The sequence below is a fragment of the Paraburkholderia aspalathi genome (genome assembly GCF_905220735.1).
Lineage (GTDB): Bacteria > Pseudomonadota > Gammaproteobacteria > Burkholderiales > Burkholderiaceae > Paraburkholderia > Paraburkholderia aspalathi.
Genome location: NZ_CAJNBA010000010.1, coordinates 108,525 through 128,482, shown reverse-complemented (window position 1 = coordinate 128,482; position 19,958 = coordinate 108,525). Strand labels below are relative to the sequence as shown.

The window sequence follows — 19,958 nt, the reverse complement described above, 5'->3', positions numbered from 1 at the left end:
TATTCCGAATTCCGGCACTTTTTGGCACGCGTAGCATTCAAGCGTACAGAGTCGCCGACGCGGTTGCGGAGCGCACTGCGGCAATAGAAAAACGGTTTTAACGGCCTGTCCGGCCCCTCACAGACGGTGTCCCCATGAACGACCACCAGCAACCGACTCACCCGGTTCCCGCCGCGCAAGGTCTGTACGACCCGCAAAACGAACATGACGCCTGCGGCGTCGGCTTCGTCGCTCACATCAAGGGCAAGAAAAGCCACGAGATCATCGAGCAAGGCCTGAAGATTCTCGAGAACCTCGACCACCGGGGCGCCGTCGGCGCCGATCCGCTGATGGGCGACGGCGCGGGCATCCTGATCCAGATTCCGGACGGTTTCTATCGTGAGGAAATGGCCAAGCAGGGCGTCGTGTTGCCGCCGAACGGCGAGTACGGCGTGGGCATGGTGTTCCTGCCGAAGGAACATGCATCGCGTCTCGCCTGCGAACAGGAGCTGGAACGCACGGTGAAGGCTGAAGGCCAGGTCGTGCTGGGCTGGCGCGACGTGCCGGTCGACCACACCATGCCGATTTCGCCCACCGTCAAGGCGAGCGAGCCGCTGATCCGCCAGATCTTCATCGGCCGCGGCAAGGACATCATGGTGACCGACGCGCTCGAGCGGAAGCTGTACGTGATCCGCAAGACAGCGAGCCACCGCATCCAGGCGCTCAAGCTCAAGCACGGCAAGGAATACTTCGTGCCGTCGTGCTCGGCGCGCACGGTCGTCTATAAGGGTCTGCTGCTGGCGGGCCAGGTTGGCGTGTACTACCGCGACCTGCAGGACGAGCGCACGGTGTCGGCGCTGGCGCTGGTGCACCAACGCTTCTCGACCAACACGTTCCCGGCGTGGGAACTGGCTCACCCGTACCGCATGATCGCCCACAACGGCGAAATCAACACGGTGAAGGGCAACGTCAACTGGCTGAACGCCCGTACCGGCGCGATCGCGTCGCACGTGCTCGGCGACGATCTGCCCAAGCTGTGGCCGCTGATCTACCCGGGCCAATCGGATACCGCCTCGTTCGACAACTGCCTCGAACTGCTGGTCATGGCCGGCTACCCGCTCGTCCACGCGGTCATGATGATGATCCCGGAAGCGTGGGAACAGCACACGCTGATGGACGACAACCGCCGCGCGTTCTACGAATACCACGCCGCGATGATGGAGCCGTGGGACGGCCCCGCCGCGATCGCCTTCACCGACGGCCGCCAGATCGGCGCCACGCTTGACCGTAACGGTCTGCGTCCGGCGCGCTACATCGTTACTGACGACGACCTGGTCATCATGGCGTCGGAAGCGGGCACGCTGCCTATCCCCGAGTCGAAGATCGTCAAGAAGTGGCGTCTGCAGCCGGGCAAGATGTTCCTGATCGACATGGAACACGGCCGCATCATCGACGACAAGGAACTGAAGGACAACCTCGCGAACGCCAAGCCGTACAAGAGCTGGATCGACGCCGTGCGCATCAAGCTCGACGAAATCGAGGCGAAGGCCGAAGACGTCGCGACGGAACGCCGCGAAGCCGCTGCTTTGCTGGATCGCCAGCAGGCGTTCGGCTACACGCAGGAAGACCTCAAGTTCCTGATGGCGCCGATGGCGCAAGCCGGCGAAGAAGCTGTCGGTTCGATGGGCAATGACTCGCCGCTGGCGGTCATGTCCAACAAGAACAAGACGCTCTATCACTACTTCAAGCAGCTGTTCGCGCAAGTCACGAACCCGCCGATCGACCCGATCCGTGAAAACATGGTGATGTCGCTGGTGTCGTTCGTCGGTCCGAAGCCGAACCTGCTGGACACGAACAACATCAACCCGCCGATGCGTCTCGAAGTGTCGCAGCCGGTGCTCGACTTCAAGGACATCGCCAAGATCCGCGCGATCGATCAGTACACGGGCGGCAAGTTCAGCTCCTACGAACTGAACATCTGCTATCCGGTGGCCTGGGGCAAGGAAGGCATCGAAGCGCGTCTGGCTTCGCTGTGCGCGGAAGCCGTGGATGCGGTCAAGTCCGGCTACAACATGCTGATCGTGTCGGACCGCAAGACCGACCGCGACAACGTCGCGATTCCCGCGCTGCTGGCCACCGCCGCGATCCACACGCACCTCGTCCAGCACGGTCTGCGCACGAGCGCGGGCCTCGTCGTTGAAACCGGCTCGGCGCGTGAAACGCACCACTTCGCGCTGCTTGCGGGCTACGGCGCGGAAGCCGTGCACCCGTACCTCGCGATGGAAACGCTCAGCCAGATGGCAGTGGGCCTGAAGGGCGACCTGTCGGCGGAGAAGGCGGTCTACAACTTCACCAAGGCAGTCGGCAAGGGTCTGATGAAGGTCATGTCGAAGATGGGCATTTCGACCTACATGTCCTACACCGGCGCGCAGATTTTCGAAGCAGTCGGTCTGTCTGAAGGCCTGGTGTCGAAGTACTTCAACGGCACTTCGTCGAAGGTCGGCGGCATCGGCCTGTTCGATGTTGCGGAAGAAGCGATCCGTCTGCATCGCGACGCGTTCGGCGACAACCCGGTGCTCGCGAACATGCTCGACGCGGGTGGTGAGTACGCCTATCGCGTGCGCGGCGAAGAACACATGTGGACGCCGGATGCGATCGCCAAGCTCCAACACTCGGCGCGCAGCAACTCGTACCAGACGTACAAGGAATACGCGCATCTGATCAACGATCAGACCAAGCGCCACATGACGTTCCGCGGCCTGTTCGAATTCAAGTTCGACCCGACCAAGGCGATTCCTCTCGACGAAGTGGAATCGGCGAAGGACATCGTCAAGCGTTTCGCCACCGGCGCCATGTCGCTGGGCTCGATCAGCACGGAAGCCCACGCCACGCTGGCTGTCGCGATGAACCGCATCGGCGGCAAGTCGAACACCGGCGAAGGCGGCGAGGACGTGAACCGTTATCGCAACGAACTGCGCGGCATTCCGATCAAGAACGGCGACACCATGAAGTCGGTGATTGGCGACGAAGTGATCGTCGACATTCCGCTGAAGGACGGCGATTCGCTGCGCTCGAAGATCAAGCAAGTGGCGTCGGGCCGTTTCGGCGTGACGGCGGAATACCTCGCGTCGGCCGATCAGATCCAGATCAAGATGGCGCAAGGCGCAAAGCCTGGCGAAGGCGGTCAGCTGCCGGGTCACAAGGTGTCGGAATACATCGGCAAGCTGCGTTATTCGGTGCCGGGCGTTGGCCTGATTTCGCCGCCGCCGCACCACGACATTTACTCGATCGAAGATCTGGCGCAGCTGATTCACGACCTGAAGAACGCCAACTCGGCGGCCAGCGTGTCGGTGAAGCTGGTGTCGGAGTCGGGCGTCGGTACGGTTGCTGCCGGTGTCGCCAAGGCGAAGGCCGATCACGTCGTGATCGCCGGCCACGATGGCGGTACGGGCGCGTCGCCGCTGTCGTCGGTGAAGCATGCCGGTACGCCGTGGGAACTGGGTTTGGCCGAAACGCAGCAAACGCTGGTGCTGAACCAGCTGCGCGGCCGTATCCGCGTGCAGGCCGACGGTCAGATGAAGACCGGCCGCGACGTCGTGATTGGCGCGCTGCTCGGCGCGGACGAATTCGGCTTCGCGACGGCGCCGCTCGTCGTCGAAGGCTGCATCATGATGCGCAAGTGCCACCTGAACACCTGCCCGGTCGGCGTCGCGACGCAAGATCCGGTGCTGCGTGCGAAGTTCCAGGGCCAGCCGGAACACGTCGTCAACTTCTTCTTCTTCGTTGCGGAAGAAGCGCGCGAAATCATGGCGCAACTGGGCATCCGCAAGTTCGAGGACCTGATCGGTCACGCCGAGCTGCTCGATATGAAGAAGGGCGTCGAACACTGGAAAGCGAAGGGTCTCGACTTCTCGCGCGTGTTCTATCAGCCGCAAGTTTCGGCTGATGTCGCACGCAAGCACGTCGACGTGCAGGACCACGGTCTCGACCGCGCACTGGATCACGTGCTGATCGAGAAGGCGAAGGCCGCGATAGAGAAGGGCGAGCACGTCTCGTTCATCCAGCCGGTGCGCAACGTGAACCGTACGGTCGGCGCGATGTTGTCCGGCACGATCGCGAAGAAGTACGGCCACGACGGCCTGCCTGACGACACGATTCACATCCAGTTGAAGGGCACCGCAGGCCAGAGTTTCGGCGCGTTCCTCGCGAGAGGCGTGACGCTGGATCTGGTCGGCGACGGCAACGACTACGTCGGCAAGGGCCTCTCGGGCGGCCGCATCATCATCCGCCCGACCAACGATTTCCGCGGCAAGTCCGAAGAAAACATCATCTGCGGCAACACGGTGATGTACGGCGCGATCGAAGGCGAATCGTTCTTCCGCGGCGTCGCGGGCGAGCGTTTCTGCGTGCGTAACTCGGGCGCAACGGCGGTTGTCGAAGGCACGGGCGACCATGGTTGCGAATACATGACGGGCGGCACGGTGATCGTGCTCGGCGAAACGGGCCGTAACTTCGCGGCCGGTATGTCGGGCGGTATCGCTTACGTGTACGACCCGGACAACACGTTCGCGGGCAAGTGCAACAAGTCGATGGTCGCGCTCGACCCGGTTCTGCAACAAGCGGAACAGGAACGCACGGTCGACAAGGGCTTGTGGCACAGCGGCGCAACCGACGAAGCCCTGCTCAAGGGTCTCATCGAACGTCACTTCCAGTTCACGGGTTCGCCGCGTGCGAAAGCGTTGCTGGAAAACTGGGATGCGTCGCGCCGTCAGTTCGTGAAGGTGTTCCCGACCGAATACAAGCGCGCACTGGGCGAAATGGCAGCGAAGAAGGCGAACAAGGAAGTCCTCGCTGCTTAACTGACCCGCCCGCGGCTCGACCCGCAGACGTCACACTTAGCCGTACCCGCCGCTCGACTACTCGATTGTTCGACGCGCGGCGGGTGTAGATCACCTCACCTGATACAGATAGAGAAGAGAACCACATGGGCAAGGCAACCGGTTTTCTCGAGTTCGAGCGCCGCCACGAGGCGTACGAAGCTCCGCTCACGCGTGTGAAGCACTACAAGGAATTCGTCGCGGCACTGACCGACGACGAAGCCAAGATTCAAGGCGCACGTTGCATGGACTGCGGCATTCCGTTCTGCAACAACGGCTGCCCGGTGAACAACATCATCCCGGACTTCAACGACCTGGTGTTCCATCAGGACTGGAAGACCGCGATCGAAGTGCTGCACTCCACGAACAACTTCCCCGAGTTCACGGGCCGCATCTGCCCGGCGCCGTGCGAAGCGGCGTGCACGCTCGGCATCAACGACGACGCGGTCGGCATCAAGTCGATCGAACACGCGATCATCGACAAAGCGTGGGCCGAAGGTTGGGTCGCACCGCTGCCGCCGAAGCACAAGACGGGCAAGAAGGTCGCTGTGGTCGGATCAGGCCCCGCCGGTTTGGCCGTCGCGCAGCAACTCGCGCGCGCGGGGCACGATGTCACCGTGTTCGAAAAGAACGACCGCATCGGTGGCTTGCTGCGTTACGGCATTCCTGACTTCAAGCTGGAGAAGTGGCTGATCGACCGCCGCATGCGCCAGATGGAGGCGGAAGGCGTGACGTTCCGCGCTAACGTATTCGTCGGCAAGGCGGATTCGCTGCCTGCGCATATCGGCAACACCGCGAAGGAAACCATCACGCCGGCCGAACTGAAAGAACAGTTCGACGCGGTCGTGATCGCCGGCGGTTCGGAAACGCCGCGCGATCTGCCGGTGCCGGGCCGCGAGCTGGAAGGCATCCACTACGCGATGGAATTCCTGCCGCAGCAGAACAAGGTCAACGCCGGCGACAAGGTCGCGAACCAGTTGCTCGCCAAGGGCAAGCATGTGGTCGTGATCGGTGGTGGCGATACGGGTTCGGACTGCGTCGGTACGTCGAACCGTCATGGCGCGAAGAGCGTCACGCAATTCGAACTGCTGCCGCAACCGCCGGAAGAAGAGAACAAGCCGCTCGTGTGGCCGTACTGGCCGATCAAGCTGCGCACGTCGTCGTCGCACGACGAGGGCTGCTCGCGCGATTGGGCGGTGGCTACCAAGCGCCTCGAAGGTAAGAACGGCAAGGTCGAGAAGCTGATCGCCGCGCGCGTCGAATGGAAGGACGGCAAGATGCAGGAAGTGCCGAACTCGGAATTCGAAATGAAGGCCGATCTGGTGCTGCTGGCCATGGGCTTCACGCAACCGGTGTCGCCGGTGCTCGAAGCGTTCGGCGTCGACAAGGACAACCGTGGCAACGTGCGCGCTTCGACTGAGGGCGACAAGGCGTATTACACGTCGGTGGACAAGGTCTTCACCGCGGGCGATATGCGTCGTGGCCAGTCGCTGGTGGTGTGGGCGATCCGCGAAGGCCGTCAGTGCGCACGTTCGGTCGATGCGTTCCTGATGGGTCATTCGGAACTGCCGCGCTAACGTAACGTCTCCGGCCGGTTTTCGCTCTTCAACGCGGAAACCAGCCACTACTTGCAGGATGTGGTGGAGACGACAAAGCGGTAAAAACAAAGCCGGGCACCTGAGAGGGTGACCCGGCTTTTTATTGCTACTTCCGATACCGCGCCAACGTCAGCCCGTCCAGATCGATTTCCGGCGTGCGCTGCGTAATCAGATCCGCGACCACCCGGCCCGAGCCCATCGACATCGCCCAGCCCGTTGAGCCGTGCCCGAGATTCAGCCACAGATTGTCTACGCCGGACGGGCCGAGCAACGGCGCGCCATCGGGCGTCATTGGCCGACGGCCCACCCAGAAATGCGCCGAGGTCGGGTTGGCCGCGTGCGGAAACCAGTCCTTGAGCACTTTCATCAGCGTCTGCAAGGCCTGCTCACGCAGAGTCGTCTGGCGATTGCCGAGCTCCGCGGTGCCGGCCACGCGCAGGTTGTTGCCGAAGCGCGTGATCGCCGTCTTCAGCGACTCGTCCATCAGCGCCGCATGCGGGGCCTTTTCATCGTCGGTGACCGGCAGCGTCGCCGAGTAGCCTTTGACCGGGTAGAGCGGCACCTTCACACCGAGCGGCGCGAGCAGCGCCGCACTGTCGACGCCCAGCGCCACCACGACCGCATCCGCCTGCAATGTCTCGCTGCCGCGTTCGCTCTCGAGATGCACCGCGCGCACCGTACCGCCTCGCACGTCGAGCGAACTGACCCGTGTGTCGAAGCGAAACTGCACGCCGTTGCGCTCGCAGATCGCCCGCAATTCGCGGGTGAAGCGGGCGCAATCACCGGCTTCGTCGTCGGGGAGATAGAGACCCGAGAGCGGCGTCTGACGCGCCCAGCGCAAACCCGGTTCGATCTCGACGCACTGCGCCGCGCTGACCTCGCGGTGCGCGATGCCCGCGTCGCGCAGGACCGCCAACGCCGGTTGCGCGAGCTCGACGTCGTACTCGCTGCGGAACAACTGCAGATAGCCCTGGCTGCGGCCATAGTCGAACGGATGACGGCCACGGAATTCGTGCAGGCACTCGCGGCTGTAATAAGCGATGCGCTGCATGCGCTGCTTATTGACGCGAAACCGTTCGAGGTCGCATTCACGCAGCCAGCGCGCGATCCAACGCCATTGAGCCGGATCCAGGGTAGGGCGGAAAATCAGCGGTGAGGCCGGCTCGAACAGATACTTGAGAATCTTCGCCGGCATGCCGGGCGCGGCCCACGGCGTGACATAGCCCGGCGCGATCACGCCGGCGTTGCCGAAGCTGGTGGAGAGCGCGACGTCCGGCTCGCGCTCGATCACGGTGACGTCGCAGCCTTGCTGGCGCAGATAAAACGCGGTGGCGACGCCAATGACGCCGCCGCCCAGAACAATCGTTTTCATGGTTGTGTACAGCGATTTCAGGCGGTAGGGCTGGTCGCGCCGAGCACTTTGCCCTTGGTTTCCGGCAGACACACTGCGGCGACGATCACCAGCAGATAGCCCGAACCGGCGACGATACCCATCGCCTTAACAAGCGTCATGGTTTGCGACAGTGTACCCACCAGGATCGGAAAGAACGAGCCAAGACCGCGGCCGAGGTTATAGCAGAAACCTTGTCCCGAGCCGCGGATCGCATTCGGATAGAGCTCCGACAAATACGCGCCGACGCCCGCGAAAATCCCCTGCACGACGATGCCGAGCGGAAAGCCGAGCGCGAGCATCATGCCGTCGGTGATCGGCAGCATCGTGTAGACCATGCCGAGCACGAACGAGCCGATTGCGAACAGCACGAACGACGCGCGCCGGCCGATCTTGTCGCACAGAATCGCGCCGACGATATAGCCGGTAAACGAGCCGACGATCAGCACGATCAGATAGCCGCTGGTGTTGAAGACCGACAGATGGCGCACGGTCTTCAGATAGGTCGGCAGCCAGGTGGTGATCGCGTAGTAGCCGCCGAGCATACCGGTGCACAGCGCGCTGCCCAGCAGGGTGGTTTTGAGGTGAGGGAAGGAGAAGATCTGCAGGAAGTGCGAGGTATCGAAACCGCTGTCGCGCGCGCGGCGTGTTTCGAGAAAGATGTCAGGATCGCTGACATTGCGGCGAATGTAGAAGATCCACAGCGCGGGCAGCAGGCCGATCCAGAAGCAGGCGCGCCATGCGACCTGTTCCGGCAGCAGCGCGAAGAACGCCCAATAGATGATGGCCGCCGCGGCCCAGCCGACGGACCAGCTGCTCTGCACGGTGCCGACGGCTTTCGCGCGATGTTGAGGTGAACGGATGGTTTCAGCCATCATGATCGTCACGACCGACCATTCGCCGCCGAAGCCGATGCCTTGCAGCGTGCGGGTGGTGAGCAGTTGCCAGAACGAGTGGGTGAAGCCTGACAGGCAGGTGAAGATCGCGAAGGTGGCGATGGTCCACTGGAGCACACGGACGCGTCCGTAGCGGTCAGCCAGAATGCCGGCGAGCCAGCCGCCGATCGCCGACGAAATCAGCGAACTGGTCGCGATCATGCCGGCTTCGCTTTTGGTCATGCCCCACGTTGCGATCAGCGTCGGGATGAGGAATGAGTAGATCATGAAGTCGAACGCGTCGACCGCGTAGCCGCCGAAGCCAGCGTAGAGGGTGCGGCGTTCGCGCTGGGTCAGTTCGGTGAACCATTGGAGAGAGGGCATGTTTTTTTGTGGTCTCCAGGCAGTTTTTGCCTTCCGGCGGCTTGATCGGGGGTTTTTTGTATTCTAAGGGGACGAGGTGTTGTGCGGCCAGTTGTGGTCAAAAATGGCGATGGAGTAAGAAATTTCATTGCTGTTCATTACCAACTACTACGAAGTAACCCGAAAAAAATTATTCGCCGTTAAACTGCGCCGGCAGCACTCAAGCTGGGAAAGTCCTATTCACGTCCGCATCCGTCACCCTTAATGTACGCAACCGCAAAAACCTGCTCGCCATCCCGTCGCTCCGCGAGTACGCCTTTGCGGGCTTATCAATCGCGCCGCGCATTCCTGAAATCCTCGGCAAGCGTGTTGCTGCTCTCCGGCATGGGCAGCTCGCTGCTGTCGGCTTGCGGGGGCGGAAATCTGGACGCCGATCAGCCGGAAACGCCTCGCCTCGCCTCGGTAACTAACTTCCGCGATGTGGCGGGCGCGGCTGCCGGCTATCCCACGGTTGACGGCAAACAGATGCGCCGCGGGGCCTTTTATCGCGCGAACGCGCTGACCTTGAACGCCGCCGATACGGCCACGCTCAACAAACTCGGCATCGCCTCGGTCTACGATCTGCGCACGCCCGGTGAAATCGCGCGTACCGCGGATATCCTGCCGGCCGGCGCGACCTCGCAAGCGCTCGACGTGCTCGGTGTCAGCGACTTCGTCGCGCCAACCTTCGATACGGCAGCTGCAGCCGTCGCGTTCATGGAGGCTCAGGCGCGCGCCTATGTCACCGGCGCCGCCCAGCGCGTCGGCTACGGCGAGCTTCTCACGCGACTCGCCAATGGCGCCGGCGCGCAACTGTTTCATTCCAATGCGGGTAAGGATCGCGCCGGTTGGGTCTCGGCTCTCCTGCTCAGCATTGCCAACGTGCCACTCGACGTCATCATGCAGGACTATCTGCTGAGCAACGTCTATCTGGCCCAATCGATCGCGGCGCAGACCGAGGTGATACGCGCGCAAAGCGGCGACGTGGTCGCCGCGAGCGAGTCGCCCCTGTTCACCGTCCAGGACAATTATCTGCAGGCGGGGTTCGATCAGGTGCAGGCGAGCTACGGCACGATGGCGAGCTATCTGACACAAGGCCTGGGTCTGTCTCAAGCCACCATCGACGCGTTGCACGACCGCCTCGTCGTCTGACCCGCGCTCGCCGCGCCTGGCGCGCCCGATGCGCCTGGTATTGCGTGGACCACACCGGCAGGTACAAACAAAAAAAAATCCGCCCCAAATAAGCGGGCGGACAGAGAAGGGCGGCATCGAGGTTGCCGGGGGCGACTATAAGGCCGCAACCATCACAAAAGGCCATCTGGTAAGGGCGCGTAAGTGCCCATGCTCAATGGCGCTTCACCCTTCTCGATCATTCTTACGCGTGTGCCGGCTCAACCGGCAATTCGATCCGTACTTCCAGCCCGCCTTGCACGTGATTGCGCACATGGCAGCGTCCGCCGCGATCGTGCGCGAGGCGCGCGACAATCGCGAGACCCAGGCCGCAATGACCTTCGCCTCCGCGGGCGGCGTCGAGCCGCACGAACGGTTTCATCGCCGCCGCGATGCGGTCGTCGGGAATGCCTGGGCCGTGGTCGCGCACGCTGATGATCCAACGGCTGTCATCGCGCGCGGTGGCGATATCCACCGGCGGTGAGCCGTGCTCGAGCGCGTTATCGACCAGGTTCGTGACCAGCCGGTCGAGCAAGGTGCGCGGCAGCGTGAACGACGAACCGGCCCGCAGATCGAGCGTGAAGAGCGGCGTCTCGGCGCTGTCGCCGGCGGAAAACTGTTCCTGCAGGAATTCGTCGACCTCGACCGGCGGCCCGGTGTCGGCGGACTGACCCGCAAACTCCAGAAACTGCTGGACGATGTTGGTCAGCGAGTCGACGTCGCGTATCAGGCCGGCCCGCTCGCTTTCCGCAACCAGTACGCTCGCACGCAATTTGAGCCGCGTGAGCGGCGCTTTCAGGTCATGTGCGACGCCGGCCAGCATCACCGCCTGGTCGTCGCCGGCCTCGTTCAGGCGGCGCATCATGTCGTTGAAGGAGCCGATCAGATCGCGCAGTTCGCGCGGGCCCTGCACGGTCACAGGTTCCGGCCGGCCGCCTGAACCGAACGCGCGAGCGGCATCGGCCACGCGCGACAGCGGCCGCTGCATCTGCCAGACCGCGAACAGCGACAGAATCAGCGCCGCCGCCAGCATCGAGACGGATTCGATCACGAAGCGCGGGCGCGGCGGCACGTCCACCGGCACGACAACCCAGTTCGATTTGCCGGGGAACAGCACCCATAGCTGCGGCGGGCGCAGGTCGTCGACGGCGATCTGCGTGCCGGGCGGCAGGTTCTCGCGCAAGTGCCGGCTCAATTCGACCAGCGGACGCTGATCCGGCGTGCGCAGATGGACGCTCGACGGCATGTTCCACGTAGGCACGAGGTGCACCCGCATGGCGGGCGCGAGCGCGGCGCCCTTCATCGGCTCACCGTTGATGGCCTGCAGCACGAGCAGAATGCCGCGTGCGAAACCGTCGATTTCGTGGCGCGGCGGCTGCATCACCACCAGTACGAACCACCCGGCCTGAATTGCGAACAACACCGCTGCCGACAATAACGCCATTCTGCCGAACAGCGTGTTCAGCGGGTTTCTCATGCGCTTGAGGCAGCCTCGTCGGCGAACGGTGTGCCGTCGGCGTCCGGCACGAATACGTAGCCTTTGCCGCGCACTGTCTGCACGTAGCAGGGATTGGACGGGTCGTCTTCGATCACGCGGCGCAGGCGCCAGATCGGCACGTCGAGGCTGCGATCGCGGAAGGCGAGGTTGTCACGATGTACGAGATCGTGGATCAGCACGCGCGACAGCACTTTGTACGGATTGTTGACGAAAATCTTTAGCAGGGCGAACTCGCTGTCGCGCAGCGGCAGCTTCGAGTCGTCGCGCGACAGCGCGCGCGTGGCGAAGTCGAGTTCGAATGGCCCAAAGCGATACGGCTTGCGGGCTTCCGGCGCGCTCGTGGTGGACGGCCCGCGCCGGCGCAACACCGTATGGATGCGCGCGAGCAGCTCGCGTGGGTCGAACGGCTTGGTCAGGTAGTCGTCCGCGCCGAGCGAAAGCCCGACGATGCGGTCGGCTACCGTACCGCGCGCCGTTACGAAAATCACCGGAATGTCGTCGCCGGCGGCACGCAGCGCGGTGAGCGCGCGTAAGCCGTCGGTGTTCGGCATCATGATGTCGAGCACGACGACCGACGGTCGTTCACGTTCGAGCCGGCGTTGCAAATGGGTGCCGTCGTGCAGCACTGACGCGTCGAACCCGTTCGTCTGCAGAAACTTGCAGAGCAGATCGCGCACTACCGGGTCGTCGTCGACGATAAGGACCTGTGGATTCATAACGAAATTTTAGACTGGCACGCGCGGCGCGCGATCGACTGTTTTCTTACCAATGCTTACCCCGGCTCGCGCCGTGCCCTCCGGCGCGGGCGTAAGGCCCGCCACCAAAGGCTCACGGCATATTTCACGGCCGCCATATCCGGCAACGCGCCGGCGACGCACCGGTAAGGCATTGGCCCATTTGCCCATGCATAGCGCGGCGTGGAAGCCATTTTGCACCGCTTGAATTTCTTCCGGGAAAGAATCTGTGCGCAATTGCTACTGACGGCAAGGGGTCGCAACGGGTCGTAAGAACCGAGGAAAAGCGCGCGTTCCTTCGCGCATCGCCACTACGTGCGCAGCGAGATGATTCGTCATGCAGTACGTTGCGCCGCATGCCGAAAACAGCCTAACGCCTTGGGCCCACGGCAGGCGGCGTGAAATCGAAACCTAGCGCCACGCGAGGCTCACCATGACCGTTCATAGCAATCTCAGCTCAACCCGCTTTTCTTCGCTCGCGCCCACGCCGCCAGCGGAAAAACCCGCAGCCCCAACCAACTCGCTGGCCACGCCGCAGACACGGGAGCCCGCTAGTGAGGCTCCGCCGTCGCTGCCGACGGGGCTGGTCGGGCATCACGTCAACACGACTGCCTGACGCACCGAGGCCCGTGTGTCGACCCCGAGCATTCCTGAACGTTTCATCCGTGTCGCTGCGTGGTTGACGCTCGGCGCGGCGCTGCTGCCACTCGGCGGCTGCGCCGTCGCCGCGCTGCCGTGCCGGCTGACTGCGGCTACGCTGAAAATCGTCCCGGTCGTCGGCCATGCCGCGGCCACCCCGTTCGACATGTGTTCATCCGCGATCGACTGAATCATGACACTCAAACGGTTTGCCTGCGTGCTGGCGCTGCTGGGCGGCGCGTTCTCGATGTTCGCTGCGGCGCAGCCCGTCGTGCGCGAAGCGAACGCGGCCAGCGCTGCGTCGAAGGCGGGTTCCGCTGACGCACGGCGGCGCTCGCAGGACATGCCGTTTGCATTTCGCGGCATTGCGCTCGGCATCACGCTCGACGAGTTCCGCGCAGGTTCGACCGTGCGCGCTACGCCGATTGGCAGTGTGCCCGTCTGCGAGACGGATGTGCAGGCAGGCGCACTCGGCATGCGGCTGAAATCGCGCGAGAGTCTGACGGTGGCCTGTCGCTGGGCGCATCGTGCAGACGATGGTTGGGCGGTGTCGCAAGCCGTCGTCGACGGCGCGCCGGCACTGGAGCATGTGCTGCGCTTTGCGCGTGTCGACGGCCAGAGCGCGCTGCGTCTGTACGAGATTTCCTTTGTGATCGACGAGATCACCGCCGAAGACCTGCGCGAGGCGCTCGCGGACCGTTATGGCACGCCGCATCTGGTGACGCAAAGCGTGTCGTCATCGGGCGCGCTACCGGTCTACGTGTGGGAAAACGCGGTGAGTTCGATCACGTTGTGCTTTTTGCCGGGCACCCGCAACGGCACGCTCACCTATTTGCTGAAAGGCTCGGACGCATGGGTGAAATCGGTCGTACGGCAATGGCAGGCGAGCGGTGCCGAGGCGGGATGATGTGACGCCTCATCTGTCACGCTGGTTGCGGGCGCATGCGTGGTTCAGATTGCATCGTTGAACAAAGCATCGGCACCACGACTGCAAAGTCCGTTTTTTACCCGGCCGATCCGGCCAAGGAGCATGTATGACTGCGCTACGTCTCACTGTCGCGCTAGGCGCGGCGGCCTGCCTCACGGCTTGCGGGAGCGGCCAACAGCCGTCAATCGTCGAAACGCCGATGTCGCCGCCGCTCGCGTCGGCGCCGCTGAACGTCAACACGCAGGGCGCGATCTATCAGGCTGGCGCGCCCTTGCTGCTCTACGAAACGCCGCGTGCGCAGCATATTGGCGATGTGCTGACGATCCGCTTGTCGGAATCGTACAGCGGCAACAATAGCGCGACCGCCGCCGCGAGCCGTTCGAGCAGCATCACCGCGACCGCCGCCGATCAGTCGACCAACGCCGCCGCGCGGCTAGCGAGGCTGTTCAACATCGGCTCGGCCAGTACGGAATACAAGGGGCAGGGCAGTCTCACCGACGTCAGCGGCATGACCGGCACGTTGGCCGTGACCGTGATCGGGACGATGTCGACCGGCAATCTGGTGGTGTCGGGCGAGAAGGTGATCTCGATGAGCGGCAACCGCGACCGTCTGCGCCTGTCGGGCATCGTCAATCCGAAGGATATCGAATCAGGCAATTATGTCGCGTCGAGCAAGGTCGCGAATGCGCGCATCGAGCAGGCCGGCGCGGGGATGGTGTCCGACTCCACCACGATGGGCTGGCTGCAGAGAATGTTTCTGAGTGTGCTGACGTTCTAGCGTGGATGCGGCGTGTGCGCGAGATGCGCGACACGCCGCATTCATTCTCTTAAGTCCGAGGCCTGGCGCCGGGCGCCCGCCGGGCAAGCATCAGGCAAGCGGCGCCGGCGCGTCGCGTTCCGCAGCGCCGATTTCACCGTCCGGTACGAACACGTAGCCGCGTCCCCAGACGGTCTGCACATAGCGGGGCTCGGACGGATCCACTTCGATCAGCCGCCGCAAACGCCAGATCGAGACGTCAAGACTGCGATTGCGATGCACCTCGCTATTGCCGTGCAGTTTCTCCAGCAACTGCGCGCGCGTGAGTACGGTCATTGAGTGCGTGACGAACACCTTGAGCATGGCGAATTCGCTCGAACGCAGCGGAATCCGCTCACCGTCGCGGCGCAATTCGCGCGCCGGAAAGTTCACCTCGAAACGACCGAAGCGATAGGGCGCGCGTTGCTCCGGCGCGCTCGGCGCAATCGTGCCGCGGCGGCGCAGGACCGTGCGAATCCGCGCGACCAGCTCGCTTGGTTCGAATGGCTTGCCGAGATAGTCGTCGGCGCCGAGTTCGAGGCCGATCACGCGGTCGATCGGATCGGCACGCGCGGTCAGCAGGATCACGGGAATATCGTCGCCGGCGACGCGCAATGCGCGCAGCGCGCTAATGCCGTCGAGCTCCGGCATCATGATGTCGAGCACGACCAGCGCGGGACGTTCGTCCTGCAAGCTACGCTGCAGCGCCATGCCGTGTTCGAGCGTGGAGACCTTGAAGCCACGCCCCACCAGATATTCGCTGACGAGCTCACGTACGACGGGGTCGTCGTCGACGACCAGAATGGATTGGTTCATCCAGGTCATCTTAGTGATCCACGCGAGCGGCGCAAAGCGCGAAACGCTTTCGAATTCTTTCTCGCGTAAGAGAAAGCAAGCAGGCTGGGCGCCTAGTTTGCCAGCGACGTCTGGATGGTCTGCATCGGCTGCCGGACCAGTTGGGTCTGATCGACCACCATCTTGTCGATCAGACCATTGAGTTTGGTCGAGGCGGTCGAGAAGCGGTCTGTGTTGAGGCCGCCGGTCTGGTAACGCGCGGTGACGAGAATGCGGCCATGCTGAATCAGCGTCAGATCGATGATCGACAGATACTGGATCGTTTCGTCGCTGAATGAACGGCGTCCGTAATCGACCGCGGCGTTGTAGACGAGACGCGCCTCGCATCCGGCGGGCGAGGTGCCCGGATTGTAGACGTCCGAACGAATGCCGTGCCGGTCGAGCGCAAGCTGCAGCGCCGGCACGAAATCGCCGACTGTCACAGTCTGATTCACTTCGATGCAGACGTTATGCACGTCTGCCGGCCGACCATTGACGAAGGTCGGCGATGAGTAGTTTGCCGCGATCGCGTAGCCAGCCTGAATCACGGAGCCGGTGGCGTCGGCCGCCGAGATCAGCGTCCACGCGCAGCCGTTCAGGCCGAAGGCGAGGGTGGCCGAGGCGGCGAACCACGCACACGGCCGCCGCAACATGACCCACGCGGCCATTGGGGCACGCGTGAAAGCGTAAGCGCGCAAGCTTGGCATAGAGGTCATGATGCGGTGCCTGGTGGCGGTGAGGAAGTACGGCAAATGACAACGGGTCCCAGCAGAAAAGCAGCGGAGCGTGGCAAAAACGGCCCACGCTCAGCGCGTGATGCGCAGGCGCAGTTCGTTTTGCCCTTGCACGCTGGCCGTCACGTTTACGCGCCGATCTTCGGTGGTCACGATGAAATGCTGACGCGTCGGCGTGTTGACGTCGTGCACGACGTTCGGAAAGCAGGCGGCGATATCGGCGCCGAATTCTTCGAGGGGATCATTGACGACACCGTCGGCTTGCCAGTGCGCGCGCCAGTGGCAATCGTAGGCGTGCGTGTTGGCGCGGCAGTCGTCCACGGCCGATACGCCCGGCAGTTGCGCGGCAGGTTGCGCGTGCAGCTGCTTGAAGTCGGGTGCGTCGACGATGTGTTTGAGCGCGGGGCAAACATCCGCCGGCTCAGTGGGCTGGGTGGCTTGCGCAGCGTACGCGGCGCTCGTGAGCAGCAGGGCTGCGCCAAGCGCAAGCGCTGCGCGCTGGGTCAAAGGATAGAAGCGGCGATCGAGTGACATGTGCGGAGAGTCCAGTAGCAGTGAGGGGCGGGGCGGGCTGCGCGTGGTACGGCCCGCACGACTATCGTCGCTGCTACAGGGGATTTTCAAAGCGCGGAACAACTTGCCCGCTTCGCAAATGCTTTCGAACTGTTCTCGCGTATTTCCGGATGTTGCGGCGTGCTGCCTAGCCGAGCGTGAGGCCGCCGTCGATATGAATCACCTGGCCGGTGATGTGACGCGCTTCGTCGGAGAGCAGGAAAGCGATCAGCGCGGCGATATCCGCGGGCTCGGCGACGTGACCGAGCGGTGTCGCTTCGGCGGCGCGGGTCCACACTGATGCATTATCGGCACTTGGGCCACGATCTTTACGGGTATAGCCGGGCGCCACACAATTGACTGTCACGCCATGCGGCGCAAGTTCGGCGGCGGCGGTTTTGGCCAGTGACTCGATCGCCGCTTTCGCCGCCGCCGTTGCGGCGAACGGCGCTTCCACGCGATAGCGATGCGCGACGAACGAACTGAGCGCGACCACGCGACCTCGCTTCGAGGTTTCCAGGGCAGGCGTCGCACGCTTGACGAGCGCGGCGAATGCGGCCGGCATGGCGGCGAAGGCGGCGCTGAACACATCCGCGTCGAGTGCGTTGAGCGTTTGCCGTTGCGCGTGGCCGGCGTTCGCTACCAGCTGATCAAGCGCGCCGAAGCTCGCGAGCGTTTGATGAATCACGTGTTCCGCGGCGCCGCGCTCGGCGAGATCGCCGAACACCGTCGCGCAGCGCGCGCCGTTCGCGCTGCAATCGGCGGCGACCTGTGCAAGACGCTGGCGCGCTTCGTCGTCGGCGCCGCGGGCGTGCAGCATCAAGGCGGTGCGCGGCGCGGCGATGCGTCGGGCCAGTGCGGCGCCGATGCCGGAGCCCGCGCCGGTGATCAAGACGACCCGATCGAGCCCGCCGCCGCTCATGCCAGTCGTGCTGCTCGCGTCACCGGTGCTGCTCATGTCGCTCGCGTTGTTCATGCTGTTCACGCAGCAATCGGTTCGCCCGAGCGTTCGACGTCGAGCGTTTCGTCATGGAATGCCGCCAGCGATTCGCGATGCGCGACGCTGACGATTGCCGCCTGCGGCAGCCGCTCAGTGAACAGGTGATAGAGGCGTGCCTCGTTTTCCGAATCGAGCGCACTGGTTGCTTCGTCGAGGAACAGATAGTCCGGTTTGTGCAGCAGCACGCGGGCGCCGGCGAGGCGCTGCTGTTCACCCGGCGAGAGAATGCGCGTCCAGTGCCCCGATTCCTGCAGGCGGTCGGCGTACTCCGACAGGCGGCAAGTGATGAGCGCTTCGCGGCATTCGTCGTCAGTGTAGGTATCTGCAGAAGACGGATAGGTGAGCGCGGCTTTCAGCGTGCCGATCGGCATGTAGCTGACCTGCGGGATGAACATCATGCGCGCGTTGACCGGTGCGTCGATCGAGCCGTCGCCGAACGGCCACAAGCCGGCGAGCGCGCGCATCAGCGTGCTCTTGCCGGAGCCGGACGGGCCCCGCACCAGCCAGCGCGAGCCCGGCTTGATCGCGATATCGCGGATGCGCGACAACGGATTGCCGTTCGGCAACGCGAGCTGGAGACCTTCGGTGGTGAGCTTGTCTTCGTCGACGAAATGCAGATTGATGCCGCCATGCGCAGTAGCGGGCGAGACCGATTCCTTCAGACGCGGCGCATGCACGATGCGCTTGAATTCACGCAACCGGTTCACGGTAGCGCGCCATTCAACGAGGCTGCCGTAACTGTTGATGAACCACGAAAACGAATCGCTGACGGTGCCGAATGCGCTCGAGATCTGCATTAGAACGCCGAACGTGAAAGCGCCCGCAAAGTAGCGGGGCGCGGCGACCACCAGCGGAAAGATGATTGCAATCTGGCCGTAGAAGGCCGTCACGAAGGTGAGCCGCTTGGTGTATTTCATCACCTGCCACCAGTTGTCGCGGATGCGGCCGAACAGCGAGTGCGTGTTCTTCTTCTCGGTCTCCATGCCGTTGTAGAAGGCGATCTGCTCGGCGTTTTCACGCAGACGGATCAGGCCGAAACGGAAATCCGCCTCGACTTTCTGCGCCTGGTAATTGATCGACACGAGCGGATGGCCGACCTTCTGGATAATCACTGAGCCGACCACCGCGTAGAGCGCCGCGGCCCACACCATATAGCCCGGAATCTGCACCGGCATGCCGCCGAGCGAAACGGTCAGCGCACCGGCCAGCGACCACAGGATCGTCATGAACGAGACCAGTGTGACGATCGTGGACAGCAGGTCGAGGGTCAGCGAGAGCGTGCTGGTGGCGAGTGATTGCAGGTCGTCGCTGATCCGCTGGTCGGGGTTGTCGGCGAGCCGGTCGCGTTCGATCCGGTAGAAGGCGCTGTCGTGCAGCCATTCGTTGAGATAACGTGTGGTCAGCCACTGGCGCCAGCGGAAGCCGAGCATCTGGCGTAGATAGCGGCCGTACACGGCAAGGATGATGAAGCCGAACGCGAGCCCCGAGAACACCATCAGCAGGTGCGGGAAATCGTGCACGTTCTTGGTTTGCAGCGCGTTGTAGAAGTCGGCGCTCCAGCGGTTCAGGCGCACGTTGATCCACACGATGAGCAGATTCATCACGATGATCGCGATGAGCAGCGCCCACGCCGTTTTTCGTTCTTCGGAAACCCAGTAAGGTTTGATCAGGCTCCATGCGGAGACTTTTTCGTCCGGCGGCAGCACGGGGCTGGAAGCGGTATTCGGTGTCATGAGCATCCTGGTGAAGTGCTGGCCCGCGTCGGGCGGCCCCCAAGTCGGGCCGGCCCCACGGCGGGTTTGCGGTGCGTGCCCCGGGCGTCGTGCTCGACGAACGCACGTCCGGGTGAGCGACCGATTCTGGCGCGAAGCCCTTAAGTGAAAATTAATTTCCGCTCAGAGGTCCCGCCTCGATGCCGCTGGCGCGCGGGCGGCGAAGCATGTCGCCCGCGC

General features: G+C 63.5%; 16 protein-coding genes. 7 read left to right on the top strand and 9 right to left on the bottom strand.

The window, feature by feature from the left end:
• Positions 1-134 precede the first annotated feature (134 nt).
• Positions 135-4,838 carry a glutamate synthase-related protein gene (locus tag KHO30_RS34675; protein WP_093643402.1) on the top strand — a complete coding sequence of 1,568 codons (4,704 nt, stop codon included), beginning with the start codon at positions 135-137 and terminating at the stop codon, positions 4,836-4,838.
• A 125-nt stretch (positions 4,839-4,963) separates the two neighbouring features.
• A complete protein-coding gene (locus KHO30_RS34670) occupies positions 4,964-6,433 on the top strand; it encodes a glutamate synthase subunit beta (protein WP_054036589.1) in 1,470 nt (489 codons plus the stop codon).
• Between the two features lie 127 nt (positions 6,434-6,560).
• Here the strand turns inward: KHO30_RS34670 and KHO30_RS34665 are convergent, their stop codons facing one another.
• A complete protein-coding gene (locus tag KHO30_RS34665) occupies positions 6,561-7,826 on the bottom strand; it encodes a D-amino acid dehydrogenase (protein WP_211703572.1) in 1,266 nt (421 codons plus the stop codon).
• 17 nt (positions 7,827-7,843) lie between these two features.
• Positions 7,844-9,103: an MFS transporter gene (locus tag KHO30_RS34660; RefSeq protein ID WP_200619834.1), complete on the bottom strand. Its 1,260-nt coding sequence runs from the start codon at positions 9,101-9,103 to the stop codon at positions 7,844-7,846.
• A 243-nt stretch (positions 9,104-9,346) separates the two neighbouring features.
• Between KHO30_RS34660 and KHO30_RS34655 the strand changes: the two genes are divergently transcribed.
• Entirely contained in the window at positions 9,347-10,273 is a 927-nt protein-coding gene (locus KHO30_RS34655; protein WP_211703571.1) for a tyrosine-protein phosphatase, read from the top strand.
• Between the two features lie 223 nt (positions 10,274-10,496).
• On the opposite strand, the gene KHO30_RS34650 is transcribed toward KHO30_RS34655, so the two are convergent.
• Complete coding sequence (locus KHO30_RS34650) at positions 10,497-11,768, bottom strand: ATP-binding protein (RefSeq protein ID WP_211703570.1); 1,272 nt, start codon at positions 11,766-11,768, stop codon at positions 10,497-10,499.
• Complete coding sequence (locus KHO30_RS34645) at positions 11,765-12,505, bottom strand: response regulator (protein WP_093643412.1); 741 nt, start codon at positions 12,503-12,505, stop codon at positions 11,765-11,767. Before KHO30_RS34645 ends, KHO30_RS34650 begins: the two co-directional genes overlap by 4 nt.
• A 451-nt stretch (positions 12,506-12,956) precedes the next feature.
• Between KHO30_RS34645 and KHO30_RS34640 the strand changes: the two genes are divergently transcribed.
• From KHO30_RS34640 to KHO30_RS34625, 4 genes are all read left to right on the top strand, one after another.
• Positions 12,957-13,139: a hypothetical protein gene (locus KHO30_RS34640; RefSeq protein WP_211703569.1), complete on the top strand. Its 183-nt coding sequence runs from the start codon at positions 12,957-12,959 to the stop codon at positions 13,137-13,139.
• Positions 13,140-13,184: 45 nt separating this feature from the next.
• Complete coding sequence (locus KHO30_RS34635; protein WP_323135781.1) at positions 13,185-13,352, top strand: DUF6726 family protein; 168 nt, start codon at positions 13,185-13,187, stop codon at positions 13,350-13,352.
• A gap of 3 nt (positions 13,353-13,355) precedes the next feature.
• Entirely contained in the window at positions 13,356-14,069 is a 714-nt protein-coding gene (locus KHO30_RS34630) for a hypothetical protein (RefSeq protein ID WP_093643418.1), read from the top strand.
• A 127-nt stretch (positions 14,070-14,196) separates the two neighbouring features.
• Positions 14,197-14,868, top strand: a complete 672-nt coding sequence (locus KHO30_RS34625; protein WP_093643420.1) for a flagellar basal body L-ring protein FlgH — start codon at positions 14,197-14,199, stop codon at positions 14,866-14,868.
• A gap of 90 nt (positions 14,869-14,958) precedes the next feature.
• Here the strand turns inward: KHO30_RS34625 and KHO30_RS34620 are convergent, their stop codons facing one another.
• The 5 genes from KHO30_RS34620 to KHO30_RS34600 form a co-directional block, all read right to left on the bottom strand.
• Positions 14,959-15,702, bottom strand: a complete 744-nt coding sequence (locus KHO30_RS34620; RefSeq protein WP_093643571.1) for a response regulator — start codon at positions 15,700-15,702, stop codon at positions 14,959-14,961.
• Between the two features lie 92 nt (positions 15,703-15,794).
• Positions 15,795-16,436 carry a hypothetical protein gene (locus tag KHO30_RS34615; protein WP_211703568.1) on the bottom strand — a complete coding sequence of 214 codons (642 nt, stop codon included), beginning with the start codon at positions 16,434-16,436 and terminating at the stop codon, positions 15,795-15,797.
• Between the two features lie 90 nt (positions 16,437-16,526).
• Positions 16,527-16,988 carry a hypothetical protein gene (locus KHO30_RS34610; RefSeq protein ID WP_093643425.1) on the bottom strand — a complete coding sequence of 154 codons (462 nt, stop codon included), beginning with the start codon at positions 16,986-16,988 and terminating at the stop codon, positions 16,527-16,529.
• 166 nt (positions 16,989-17,154) lie between these two features.
• Positions 17,155-17,964: an SDR family NAD(P)-dependent oxidoreductase gene (locus KHO30_RS34605; RefSeq protein ID WP_425312937.1), complete on the bottom strand. Its 810-nt coding sequence runs from the start codon at positions 17,962-17,964 to the stop codon at positions 17,155-17,157.
• A 23-nt stretch (positions 17,965-17,987) separates the two neighbouring features.
• Complete coding sequence (locus KHO30_RS34600; protein ID WP_093643427.1) at positions 17,988-19,739, bottom strand: ABC transporter ATP-binding protein/permease; 1,752 nt, start codon at positions 19,737-19,739, stop codon at positions 17,988-17,990.
• Positions 19,740-19,958 lie beyond the last annotated feature (219 nt).